Here is a 12,143-nt window from a genome sequence, read left to right on the forward strand (position 1 = left end):
TTTTTAAGCGTTGTGCTCGTTCGGCTGGTCGGACTTGGGCTGAGCCAGGTCCTGGGCCTGCTGCTGCTCGGCGGTCGGAGCCTGCTTCTTTGCCAGCTCCTTCTTGTCGCCGTCGGTCTTCATCTCGTCCATCTCGGACTTGAAGATGCGCATCGAACGTCCCAGGGAACGCGCAGCGTTGGGTAGGCGGGTCGCTCCGAACAGCAGGAAGATGACCAGAGCGATGATTAGTAGTTCAGGAACGCCAAGGTTCGGCATTGTTTACGAGCTTTCTTTCGTTGGGATCGTTCTTACTATCCTAGCCCGCGAGCCTCGTAGGCATCGAGACCACGCCGCGCTAGGTCTTTTAAGTTCTCGGCCAATGGTAGCGGTTCCACTTTGCGAATACCGGGTGAAAAACCTAGCAGAAACCTTAAAAACCAATCACCGGTATCTGGCACGTCCACGACTAACCGGTCTTCATCTTCGACCACCCACATGGGGAAGTACTCCAGCATCCACCGCAGCGATTCATCTAGTTCCAGGCGCGCCCAGTTATCACTGAGGCCGAAACCGAAGGGATCTTCCGGGTCTATCGCGGGCACCTGTTGGGCACTAGCCGAGCCCTCCTCCCCCAGGTGGAGCCCGTCGATTCGCGCAAGCGCAAAGGTCTTTGTGGTGACGCCACGTTCCCGCGCCCAGAGGTAGTATTCGCCGTCCACGAGGGCCACGTGGTCGGGGTCTACCGTGCGAGTGCTGAAGCTATCGCTGGACAGAGATTGGTAGTTGAAAGTGACCTGGCAACGCGACTGGATGGCCTGCGACAGTTGGCGCCGCAGCTCCACATGCGCGGGGGCCGAGGGTGCCATTTCGGGGGTGGAGGAATCCGTGTACGTACGCCGGGAGCGCAGCAGCGCCTGAATCTTCTCACTGGCGGAGTCGATGTCCGCCTGAGCCTCCGGCGGCGCGGTGGAGCGCAGCGCCTGCAAGTTCAGCAGCAACACCCCGGCCTCCATCGCGGTCAGGGCGAGGGGGCGATCCAGGCCTGCCGAGAACTCCACCGAGGCGCGCATGCGATCAACGGTGACCTCCACGGGCATGTCTAGGATGCTGGCGGGCACGCGGCACTGAGACACCTGACCGAGCTCGTGGGCTATCTGTGCGGTGGATAGGTCCAACGCGCGAGATGCTGCCATCAGGCTGCTGTCCGGGTGGGACCGGAACCAGGCGAGGACGGACAGGGTGCGGAGGAATTGTTCGGCGTTGGAACGAGGGAGCGTCATGAAGCAGCCTCCTTGAGAACGGCAACAACATCGGCTACGACATCCGGCGGCGAGGTAACCACCACGTGGGGCGCGTATGCCGCGGCGGTGCGGACAAACCAGTCGCGCTCCACCGGGCCGATCTGGCCATCCTCGTCGGCCAGGCGGCGCAGTTCCCAGGCGCCGGGCTCCGGGAACTCCACGGTGGCGGTGACCATCTGGCGGCTGCTCAACAGCCCCTGTTGGATCAGCTGTTGCGGGGAGCCTTCCGGGCGCGGGTGGTGTGCAAATTCGGGCAAAGCGGTGACGGAATCGATGCGCGCCAGGCGGAAGGTTCGCTGAGCCTTGCGATCCGGATCGAAACCCGTGACGTAGACCAGCCCGTCCATGGCCCCATAAGCCCAGGGCTCCAGGCGGCGCTGTTGGGGAGTATCGACCAGCGACGGATAGTAGTTGAAGCTTAAGACCAGGCCGTTGTCGAGGGCGCGGAAGATCGCGTCGAGGGAATCACCATCCAGGGCGGTGTGATCCGGGACGCTGGGGACGGCCACCTCGCCAGTTGAGACGCGGTGCTGCATGCCCGCAGCGGCCAACTTGGTGTAGGCGGAGCGGGCGGCGTGCTGCATCTCCCCCGACTGAGCCCACCGGCTGGCAGCGGCGAGGACGGTGGCTTCGCCGTCGGTGAACTCGATGTCCGGCAGAAAGGTCTGGGCAGGGTCGAGAGTCAGTGTGTCTTCGCCAGTGATGCGTACGCCCAGCTCGGCGAGGTCCTGGCGGTCGCGGCTCAACTGCTTACGGGCAGAGCCGTCGTTGGATTGCTGATAGCCCTCGACGTTTGCGAGCACCCACTCGATGGAGCGCGGGACGTCGGAGTTCAACAGCGCGATCACCAGGTTAAACAGGCGCGTGGCACCCGGCATCCAGTGAGTCTCGACGGGGCGATTTCGGTTCATCGGGATTCCAGGGACTCGATGATGCGGTCGACGTCCTCGCTGGTGTTGGCAAAGGGGTCGGCCAGCAGGGCCTCTGCCCCGCCCTCGCCGTTGACCTTCACTCGCATCCAATCCACCGTGTAGGACAGCTCCGGGTTGGCGCGAACTGCAGCGATGAAGCGGCCGCGCACCGCCGCGCGGGTCGTCGGCGGAGCCTGACGGACGGCCTGCTCGATAGTCTCCGGGGCCAGCAGCGTACGCGCCAAGCCACGGCGGGCCAGCACGTTAAACAGGCCACGAGTGGGGTGAATGTCGTGATACATCAGGTCGATCTGCGCCAGGCGCGGGTCGATGGGATCCAGGCCACGGGCAGCGGCCATTCGATCGAGCAGGGATTTCTTAATGACCCAGTCGATCTCCGTGGAGACCGGCGAGAAGTCGCCCGTGTCGAAGCAGTCCAGCACGCGGCCCCACAGATCCACCACGGGGGTAAGCTCCGCGTTGGGGGTCCCCCGCTCCGGGTCTTCACGCGAGGCGAGGTAGGCGCAGGCGGCGTCATAAAAAGCGCGCTGGATCTCCAGCGGCGTGGCAGTCGACCCGCTGCGCAGAGCGATGTCCACCTGGCCGGTGAAGTCGCGGGAGATCTCGCGGATAGAGCGGATCTCGTTGGCCATTTCGAAGTCCGGCAGTGCCACGCCGGCCTCGATCATCTCCAGCACCAGCAGCGTGGAGCCGACCTTCAGAGCCGTGGTGACTTCCGACATGTTGGAATCGCCGACGATGACGTGCAGGCGGCGATACTTGGAAGAATCGGCGTGCGGCTCGTCGCGGGTGTTGATGATGGGGCGCGAGCGGGTCGTCGCGCTGGACACGCCCTCCCAGACGTGGTCGGCGCGCTGGCTCATGGTGTAGCCCGGACCGAAGTTCTCGTTCGGCGCGCCGGGATAAGGGATCGCGAGCTTGCCCGCGCCGCAGATCAGCTGGCGGGTAACCAGGAAAGGCAGCAACTGCTTGCTGAGGCCCTTCAAAGGAATATCGCGGCTGACCAGGTAGTTCTCGTGGCAGCCATAGGAGTTCCCCAGGGAATCCGTGTTGTTCTTGAGCAGGTAGACCTTGCCGCCGACGGCCTGCTCGGCGCGGTCGGCCAGCTCGTGGAACATCAGATCGCCAGAGCGGTCGTAGGCGATCAGCTGGTGCAGGCTATCACACTCCGCGGTGGCGAATTCCGGGTGCGCGCCGACGTCCAGGTACAGGCGCGAAGCGTTCTCGGTGTAGATGTTCGAGCTGCGGTGCTCCTCCACCACGGGGGCGAAGAGCTTGCGGGCAATCTCGTCGGGTCCGAGGCGCCGGGAGGAATCCTGCATGTTGGCGATTCCATACTCGGTCTCCAGGCCCATGATGCGGCGGCGGATGGCGGTCACTGGCCGCCCTTTTGTACGTAGGAGCGGACGAACTCCTCCGCGTTGTTCTCCAGCAGGCCGTCGATCTCGTCCAGCAGATCGTCGGTACCGGTGACGTTCACCTGCTGGGTGCCCGCGCCGGAGGTCTGCTCGATGGGTTCGTCGTCGTCGCGCCGACCGCCGCCGGCGCTGACCTGTCCGCCCTGTGCCATGATTAATCTTCCTTTCTGCCAACCCCGGAGATCTTGTCCGGGTTGATTTCCTTCAAGCCTGCCACGAGCTCGCCGATGCCGGGGCGCGGTTGCGCTTCCAGCAGCGCGCGTAGCTCCAACTGGTTGAACCCGCGGGGGTCATCCATGGTGATCTGCACCGCGCCATCCGGGGTGTCCACGATGACGCTATCCCAGTTAGCCGAGAGGATGTCGGCGGAGTAGTTCGCCACCAGGTGCCCGCGCAGCCACGCGCGCGTGGCCTGTGGCGGGGTGTCCACCGCGGCCTCGATCTCTGCCGGGTCCAGCAGGGTTTGCATCCGGCCCTTCCGCACCAGCGCATGGTAGAGCCCGCGTCGCGGGTCGATGTCCGAGTACTGCAGGTCCACCAGGGCCAGGCGCGGGTCGGTCCACTCCAGGCCGCGCGCCCGGTAGGCGTTCATCAGCTGCAGCTTGGCCGTCCAGTCCAGCCGGTCGGCGGTGGACAGCGGATCGGCCTCGAGATCGTCGAGGATCTTGCCCCACAGCTCGAAGACCTCCAGGTTGTCGCCGCGCAGCTCCATGATCTCCCACACGCGCTTGCGGATCTCCCGCTGGGTCTCGATGGCGGTGCGTTCCGCCTGGCCGTAGAAGCGCAGGCGGTAGGTGCAGTCCAGATCCCGGGAGACGCGCTGGACGTCCGCCACCGGCTCCAGCAGACGCAGGTCGCCGAAGTAAGCGCCCTCGGCTACCGCCGCCAGCACCAGCGCAGTGGTGCCGAACTTCAGGTAGTTGGAGAACTCGCTCAAGTTCGCATCCCCGATGATCACGTGCAGGCGGCGCCACTTGTCGGCCTCCGCGTGCGGCTCGTCGCGGGTATTCACGATGCCGCGGTTCAGCGTGGTCTCCAGCGAGACCTCCGTCTCGATGTAGTCGGCGCGCTGGCTGATCTGGAAGCCCGGTTGCTCCCCCTGCTGCCCCAGCCCGATGCGGCCGGCGCCGCAGTAGACCTGCCGGGTGACGAAATGCGGGATTAAAGCCGCCTGCACGTCCTCGACGTCCAGGTCGCGCGGGTACAGGTAGTTCTCGTGCGAGCCGTAGCTGGCGCCCTTGCCGTCCACGTTGTTCTTGTAGATCTTCAGCTCCGGCTCGGCGGCCTCGGCGGCGCGGTGCATGATGATGTCCCCGGCCTTGTCCCACACCACCGCGTCGCGGGCAGTCGTGGTCTCCGGGGAGGAATACTCCGGGTGCGCGTGATCCACATAGAAGCGCGCGCCGTTGGCGGTGATGACGTTCGCCGCGCCGAGGGCATTCGGATCCAGCACCGGGGCGGCACCCCGACGGTAGCGGCGCAGGTCGAAGCCGCGGATGTCACGCAGAGGGGATTCGTTCTCGTAGTCCCACCGGGTGCGGCGGTTCACCCCCTGGCCGCTGTGCTCAGCATAGGCCACGACGGCCTGGGTGGAGGTGTGAATCGGGCTGGCCGACGGATCGTCCACGGCGACGATGCCGTACTCCGTCTCCGAGCCAATGATGTGCGGACCAAACAAGATTCTTCCCTCCTAGACCTTGTGCACGTCGATGTCCACGACGCGCTTCGTGCCGTGGCCGTAGATGCGCGCCCACTCCGCGGGGTTGGTGGTATCCGGCAGATCCTCGGAATCCCCCACCTCGGCCAGAACGGCCGCGTGCACGTGCTCCGGGCGCAGGCCGTCTGTACCGTTTGCGCCGTTGTGAAGCGCGTCCTTGATGGCCAGGGTCTTCGCCCGGTCCACGATATTCGCCAGCATCGCGCCGGAAACGAAGTCCGCCCAGTACAGATCCTCGCGGCTGCCGTCGGCGTAGTGGAGCGTGACATAGCGGTGCGCCTCGTCCCGAGTAAACAGCTCGTCGACGATGCTCTGCCGCAGGGCCTCCGCTGCCGCTTCGTTGGAGCCGGCAGCGGCGGAGAAGTCGGCGTCAATAGGTAGAGAAGCATCGAGGTGCTTCGACAGGATGGCGGCCGCACCGTCGGCGTCGGGCCGGGCGATACGAATCTTCACGTCCAGGCGGCCGGGGCGCAGGATGGCCGGGTCGATGAGCTCCTCGCGGTTCGAGGCGCCGATGACGATGACGTTGCCTGCGGCCTCCACGCCGTCGAGTTCCGCGAGCAGCTGTGGGACGACGGTGGACTCCATGTCGGAGCTCACACCCGTACCGCGCGTGCGGAACAGCGCCTCCATCTCGTCGAAGAAGACGATGACGGGGCGGCCGGAGCTGGCCACGCGGCGGGCCTGCTCGAAGATCGCGCGGATCTGGCGCTCGGTCTCGCCCACGAACTTGTTCAGCAGCTCGGGGCCCTTGATGTTCAGGAAGTACGGGGAATCCGACTGCGCCAGAGAGTTCGCCACGGCCTTGGCGATCAGAGTCTTGCCGTTGCCGGGCGGCCCGTAGAGCAGCACACCCTTCGGCGGTCGCAGGCCGTAGCGGGTGTAGATCTCGGGGTGCAAAAAAGGCAGCTCAACCGCGTCGCGAATCTGCGTGATCTGCTGGCTTAGGCCACCAATGTCGTCGTAGGTGACGTCCGGGACTTCCTCCAGGATCAGGTTGTTCGTCTCCGCGCGTGGAACGGCCTCGAAAGCCCATCCGGACTTGCGGTCCACGATGACGGAATCCCCGGTGACCACTTCTTTGGCCAGGTCGCCGGCGGCCTTGACCACGTACTCCTCGCCCACCTTGTCGGCGATAATCAGCCGGTCACCGGAGACCTCTACAACCTGCGCGATGTCGCCGAAGTCCGGCTGGCCGGTGACTTCCACGACTTGCTGCCCCTCCCCTAGACGCACCATCGCGCCGGGCACTAGCTCGTGCTGCGGGACGTGCGGCGAGACCATCAGGCGCATCCGGCGGCCGGCGGTAAATACCTCGGCGGTGAAGTCCCGGTTGGCCTGCAGCAGCGTGCCGTAGGTGCTTGGCGGCTCGGCCAGGGCCTCCAGCCGACCGTTGATCTCCTCCAGCTTCGTGCGGCTGGCCTGAAGCAGCTCCACGAGCTTCGCATTGCGCGCGCCGAGCTGGCGGTTCGCGATCTGCAACTCACGCAGAGTCTGTGGCCCTTCCGCTGATGTGTTCTCGGTCATACTGACCAGTCTACTAACGGCGGGCGCGGCGCTGTGGTCGAGGTGCGGTGACGCCATCAGCCAGCCTGCGCGCCAGGATCAGAAATGCTGTGTGCGCGTTCATTCGGTGTTCGGGGCGGGTGGCCAGACCCTCGACCTTCCACTCACGCACCAGGGATTCCCAGGCCTTCGGTTCGGTAAAGCAGCCGGTCTCGCGGATGCCTTCCATGACCTTCATCAGCTGCGGGACGGTTGCGACGTAGGTCATGAAGACACCGCCTGGGATAAGCACGTCTTTGACGGTGTCCAGCATCTCCCAGGGCTCCAACATGTCCAGCAGCACGCGGTCGACGTCGCCGACATCTTCCTTAGTGACCGTCTTCAGGTCGCCCAAGCGCAGGTCCCAGTTCTCTGGGTGGCCACCGAAGTAGTCCTCCACGTTGTCCTTGGCGTAGGCCAGGTGGTCCTCGCGAATTTCGTAGCTAATGACTTTGCCCTTCGGCCCTACGGCCCGCAGGAGCCAGGTGCTCATGGCGCCGGAGCCCGCGCCGGCCTCCAGCACCGTGGCGCCGGGGAAAATGTCTCCCTCCACGAGGATTTGGGCGGCGTCCTTCGGGTAAATAACGGCCGCGCCCCGGGGCATGGAAAGCACGTGGTCGACCAGCAGGTGGCGGAAGCACAGGTATTCGGCAGCCCCGGAGGATTTGACCACGGTGCCCTCGTGCTGGCCGATGATGTCGTCGTGGCGGATTTCGCCCTTGTGGGTGAAGAAGCTCTCACCCTTGGCCAGGGTGATGGTGAAGTGGCGGCGCTTGGCGTCTGTGAGCTGCACGCGGTCGCCTTCGGTGAAACGTCCGGAATATGCCATGTGGTCTTCCTTCCTGCTTTAAGAGATCCGGTTCATTTTACTAGGGTGGGTCGGGTGACTACGAAACTAGCTCTTTCCCCTTCTCGCGCCAATGACTACAAGCAGTGCCCCCTGCTTTACCGCTTTCGAGCCATCGACAAGTTGGAGGAACCGAGCACGGTCGCCCAGGTGAAGGGCACGCTGGTCCACGCGGTGTTGGAAAACCTGCACCAGCTGCCGCGCGGTAGCCGCACCTACCCGGCGGCGGTGAAGATGATTCGCCCGGAGTGGGAAAAGATGCTGGCCAAGGACCCGGAGCTTTCGGAGCTGGTTCCCGAGCAGTCCACCGTGGAGTTCTGGGAGGAATGCCGCGCGCTGGTGAAGGGCTACTTCCAGATGGAAAACCCGGATGGTTTTGACGCCCACGAGTGCGAACAATTCGTGAATCTAACCCTGCCCAACGATGTGCCGGTGCGCGGTTTTATCGACCGCGTGGATATCGCGGAGACTGGCCAGGTGCGCGTGGTGGACTACAAGACGGGCAAGAAACCGGCACCTCGCTTCGCCGATTCGGCTCGCTTTCAAATGATGTTCTACGCCCTGGTGTGGTGGCGCATGACAGGCGAGCTGCCCACCCAGCTGAGGTTGATGTACCTGAAGGTCAGCGACGACATGGTGCTGCAGCCCACCGCCACCGAGCTGGCTGCCTTCGAGCGCGAGCTTGGCGAGCTGTGGGGCCGCATCCTGGCGGATGTGCGCAGCGGCAACTTCCAGCCGCGCACCACCAAGCTGTGCGGGTGGTGCCACTTCCAGGACCTCTGCCCTGCCTTCGGCGGCACCCCGCCGGACTATCCCTTGGAGGTTTCCTCCTCGTAGTCCGTGTAGAGCTTGCCCTGGAACTTGGGGTTCAGGAGGTTCTCCGGGCTCAAGACCTCGTCGAGGGTTTGCTCGTCCAGCAGGCCCTTTTCCAGCACCAGGTCACGCACGGACTTGCCGGTGCGGGCTGCCTCCTTGCCCACCAAGTCGCCGTTGTGGTGGCCGATGAGCGGGTTCAGGTAAGTGATGATGCCGATGGAGTTCTCCACGTAGCGGCGGCACACGTCGGCATTGGCCGTGATGTCCACGACACACAGGGCGCGCAGCGTGGTGCAGGCTCGAGCCAGGAAACGCACGGACTCAAACACACACTGGGCGATGACCGGCTCCATGACGTTGAGCTGCAGCTGGCCGGCCTCTGCGGCCATGGAGACCGTCTGGTCGTTGCCGAAAACCTTGAAGCAGATCTGGTTTACAACCTCGGGGATAACCGGGTTCACCTTGGCCGGCATGATTGACGAGCCGGCCTGGCGCTCCGGCAGGTTGATCTCGTTTAGACCGGCGCGCGGGCCAGAGGACAGAAGGCGCAGGTCGTTACAGATCTTCGACAGCTTCATGGCCACGCGCTTCACGGCGGCGTGAGCATTGACGTATGCGCCGGTATCGCTGGTGGCCTCGATGAGGTCGCGAGCCGGCTCGATCTTCAGGCCGCTGACCTCGCTGAGCGCGCGGATGACCGCGTTCTGGTAGCCGGGCGGGGTGTTCACGCCCGTGCCAATGGCGGTGGCGCCCAGATTCATTTCGCGCAGCTGTGCCTGGGAACGTTCGAGCTGCAGGCGCTCCTCGGCGATGTTGTAGCCGAATGCGCGGAACTCCTGGCCCAGGGACATGGGCACGGCGTCCTGGAGCTGGGTACGGCCCATCTTCAGGATGTTGCGGAACTCGTGGCCCTTGGCCAGAAACGCGCGCTCGAGCGCGTCGAGGTGCTTAATCAGCTGATCAATTGCGAAGTGCAGACCCAGACGGAAGCCGGTGGGATAGGCATCGTTGGTGGACTGGGACATATTGACATCATCGTTGGGGTTGATGATGTCGTAGGAACCCTTCGGGTGCCCTAGGTATTCCAGGGCGAGGTTTGCGATGACCTCGTTGGTGTTCATGTTCACACTGGTGCCAGCACCGCCCTGGAATACGTCGATCGGGAACTGATCCATGCAGCGGTGCTCTTCCAGCACCTGGTCACAGGCCCAGATGATAGCTTTGGCCTTCTCATCTGGCAGGGCGAAAATCTCGTTGTTGGCCATCGCAGTAGCCTTCTTGACCATAACCATGCCGCGGATAAACTCCGGGATTTGGTTGATGGTGGTACGCGAAATCTGGAAGTTATCCACCGCGCGAAGGGTGTGAACGCCGTAGTAGGCGTGGTCCGGAACCTCCATGGTTCCCAGCAGGTCCTCTTCGGTGCGGAAGCTCTTCGCAGCGCGCGCCAGCTGGGAGTGTGTTTCAGCCGACGTGATGATGTCGGTAGAGCTCACGACAGTATCGCCGTGAACTTCCGCCGCTGCCTTTGACGGGATTGGTTTATCGGTCACGATTCGTCCTCTGGTTGGGGAGCAACATTCTGTTCCCCACCCTAACGAAAACAACCTAGATACGTGCAATCCTAATGTCAGTTGCCAAAATTGCCTCCGCGCCCAGTGCGGAAAGCTCGTCCATCAGAGAGTTGGCCTGGGTTTTTGGCACCATCGCGCGGACGGCCACCCAGCTGTCGTTGGCCAGCGGGGAAACGGTTGGGGCTGACAGCCCCGGCGTAATGGCGGCAACCTTGTCAAGATTCTCGCGGGCCACGTTGTAGTCCAGCATCACGTAGTTGTGGGCGTGCAAAATGCCCTGGATGCGCTTAATGAGCACGCTCTGCTCGGCGGTGACCTCCGCACCCTTACGGCCGACGATGACAGCCTCGGAGACACACAGTGGATCGCCGAAAGGCTTCAACCCCTGCTGGCGCAGCGTCCGACCTGTGGAGACCACGTCGGCGATAACGTCGGCCACGCCCAGGCGGATGGAGATCTCCACCGCGCCGTCCAAGCGAATCACCTGTGCCTCCAGCCCCCGGTTGGCGAGATCCTTGCGCACCAGGTTCGGATAACTGGTAGCGATGCGCTTGCCGGCGAGCTGTTCCACAGTCCAGTTCTCGTCCTTTGGTGCGGCGTAACGGAAGGTGGAAGCGCCGAAGCCCAGGGCCAGCAGTTCGTCGACCTCCTCGCGAGTATCCGCGGCTAGATCGCGGCCTGTGATGCCGATGTCGAGGTGCCCGGAGGCGATGTAAATCGCGATGTCTTTGGGGCGCAGGAAGTAGAACTCCACCCCGTTGTCCTCGTCGGCGATAGTCAGCGACTTCGAATCGCCGCGGGTGGCGTAGCCAGCCTCCTTTAGGATCGAGGTGGCCGTCTCGGACAGGGAACCCTTGTTGGGGACTGCAACGCGCAGCATGATCGTGGTGGCTGCCTTTCTCGGGTTTGCTTTCTCGGGTTTAGAGGTACTTGTAAATATCAGCAGGGGTCAGGCCACGGCCGACCATCACGACCTGCAGCCAGTAAAGAAGCTGGGAGATCTCCTCGGCCAGCTCCTCGTCAGACTCGTACTCCGCGGCCAACCACACCTCGCCGGCCTCTTCGACGATCTTCTTGCCCTGGAAATGCACCCCAGCGTCCAAAGCCTTGACGGTGCCAGAGCCCTCGGGGCGCTCCTTGGCGCGGGAAGACAGCTCGGCGAAAAGGGAATCGAAGGTCTTGAGTTCTTGTTCGTTCACGCCTTCTATTGTGGCAGATCGCACACCAGCTGGTGCAGTGTGCCCCAGCTCTGTGTAAATCCGACGTAGATCCTCCAGCGTGAGACTGCCCAAGTCCCGGGCTCCCTCGCGCAGCTCAGCCAGGGTGTGCACCCCCTGCGGGATCGCGGTCTTCGAGTCGGTCGGTGCTCCCAGCACGCGGCAGCCCGCGTCTCGGGCGGCAGTCATGCCAGTGGTGGAATCCTCCACTACCAGGCACTCGTCAGGGGCGAAACCAAAGCGTTCGGCGGCGGTGGCGTAGATATCAGGGGCGGGTTTGCCGTTGGGCACCTCGTCGCCGCACAAGGTGAAGTCGAAGAACTCGCGACCGATGGAATTCAGAGAAACCTCTGTCAGGGCACGGTTCGTGTTTGTCACCAGAGCCATCGGAAACCCGGCTGCCTTGGCCTCGCTAAGAATTTCCCTAATACCGGGGCGGAACTCTAACTGCCCCGCAAGGAGCTCCTCGACGCGCGTGTACATGAAGTTCAGCCATTCGGCCTTGGCGGCGTCATCAAGAACCAATCCCGCATGGGCCGCGCAGATCTCGACGGTGGTGGGGGTGGTCGCGCCGACCGTCTTCTCGCGTACCTCCGCGGTCAGCGGGCGGCCCATCTTCTCGCCCATCTCGAAGGTAGCGATGCCCCACAGCGGTTCGGTATCGACCAGGGTGCCGTCCATGTCCCAAAGTATTGCTTTCATGATGACGTTTAGTTTAGGTCAATCGCTCGTCCAACTGGCGCCCCTGTGCCATAGTTAGTGACATAGGACACACCCTAGGATTAAGGAGCGCG

General features: G+C 63.7%; 12 protein-coding genes. 1 reads left to right on the top strand and 11 read right to left on the bottom strand.

What is annotated here, in order from left to right:
- Positions 1-3: 3 nt before the first annotated feature.
- From tatA to CJEIK_RS04930, 8 genes are read right to left on the bottom strand one after another with little or no spacing between them, the layout of a single operon-like run.
- Positions 4-258: a Sec-independent protein translocase subunit TatA gene (gene tatA, locus CJEIK_RS04895; RefSeq protein ID WP_005294670.1), complete on the bottom strand. Its 255-nt coding sequence runs from the start codon at positions 256-258 to the stop codon at positions 4-6.
- A 35-nt stretch (positions 259-293) separates the two neighbouring features.
- The gene (locus tag CJEIK_RS04900) at positions 294-1,262 is read right to left on the bottom strand and encodes a helix-turn-helix transcriptional regulator (RefSeq protein ID WP_005294673.1); all 969 of its coding nucleotides are present in this window, start codon (positions 1,260-1,262) and stop codon (positions 294-296) included.
- A complete protein-coding gene (locus tag CJEIK_RS04905) occupies positions 1,259-2,194 on the bottom strand; it encodes a helix-turn-helix transcriptional regulator (RefSeq protein WP_005294675.1) in 936 nt (311 codons plus the stop codon). The genes CJEIK_RS04900 and CJEIK_RS04905 overlap by 4 nt, the downstream gene beginning before the upstream one ends.
- Entirely contained in the window at positions 2,191-3,594 is a 1,404-nt protein-coding gene (gene pafA, locus CJEIK_RS04910) for a Pup--protein ligase (protein ID WP_005294678.1), read from the bottom strand. The genes CJEIK_RS04905 and pafA overlap by 4 nt, the downstream gene beginning before the upstream one ends.
- Entirely contained in the window at positions 3,591-3,785 is a 195-nt protein-coding gene (locus CJEIK_RS04915) for a ubiquitin-like protein Pup (RefSeq protein ID WP_005294680.1), read from the bottom strand. The genes pafA and CJEIK_RS04915 overlap by 4 nt, the downstream gene beginning before the upstream one ends.
- A 2-nt stretch (positions 3,786-3,787) precedes the next feature.
- Positions 3,788-5,311 (bottom strand): depupylase/deamidase Dop, encoded by a 1,524-nt coding sequence (gene dop / locus CJEIK_RS04920; protein ID WP_005294683.1) that lies wholly within the window; start codon positions 5,309-5,311, stop codon positions 3,788-3,790.
- A 12-nt stretch (positions 5,312-5,323) separates the two neighbouring features.
- Positions 5,324-6,877 (bottom strand): proteasome ATPase, encoded by a 1,554-nt coding sequence (gene arc, locus CJEIK_RS04925; RefSeq protein ID WP_034964918.1) that lies wholly within the window; start codon positions 6,875-6,877, stop codon positions 5,324-5,326.
- A gap of 13 nt (positions 6,878-6,890) precedes the next feature.
- Positions 6,891-7,724, bottom strand: a complete 834-nt coding sequence (locus tag CJEIK_RS04930; protein ID WP_005294689.1) for a tRNA (adenine-N1)-methyltransferase — start codon at positions 7,722-7,724, stop codon at positions 6,891-6,893.
- Positions 7,725-7,778: 54 nt separating this feature from the next.
- Here CJEIK_RS04930 and CJEIK_RS04935 point away from each other — a divergent pair, with 54 nt between their 5' ends.
- Positions 7,779-8,579, top strand: a complete 801-nt coding sequence (locus tag CJEIK_RS04935; protein WP_005294692.1) for a RecB family exonuclease — start codon at positions 7,779-7,781, stop codon at positions 8,577-8,579.
- On the opposite strand, the gene aspA is transcribed toward CJEIK_RS04935, so the two are convergent.
- Genes aspA through CJEIK_RS04950 form a run of 3 tightly spaced genes read right to left on the bottom strand, consistent with a single transcriptional unit; the run spans position 8,552 to position 12,051 of the window.
- On the bottom strand, positions 8,552-10,111 hold the full coding sequence (gene aspA / locus CJEIK_RS04940; protein ID WP_005294695.1) for an aspartate ammonia-lyase: 1,560 nt from the start codon (positions 10,109-10,111) through the stop codon (positions 8,552-8,554). The genes CJEIK_RS04935 and aspA overlap by 28 nt on opposite strands.
- Positions 10,112-10,166: 55 nt before the next feature.
- Positions 10,167-11,012 (bottom strand): ATP phosphoribosyltransferase, encoded by an 846-nt coding sequence (gene hisG / locus CJEIK_RS04945; protein WP_005294697.1) that lies wholly within the window; start codon positions 11,010-11,012, stop codon positions 10,167-10,169.
- Positions 11,013-11,052: 40 nt separating this feature from the next.
- Positions 11,053-12,051 (bottom strand): phosphoribosyl-ATP diphosphatase, encoded by a 999-nt coding sequence (locus CJEIK_RS04950; RefSeq protein WP_005294699.1) that lies wholly within the window; start codon positions 12,049-12,051, stop codon positions 11,053-11,055.
- Positions 12,052-12,143 lie beyond the last annotated feature (92 nt).

This window comes from Corynebacterium jeikeium (genome assembly GCF_028609885.1).
Taxonomy (GTDB): domain Bacteria; phylum Actinomycetota; class Actinomycetes; order Mycobacteriales; family Mycobacteriaceae; genus Corynebacterium; species Corynebacterium jeikeium.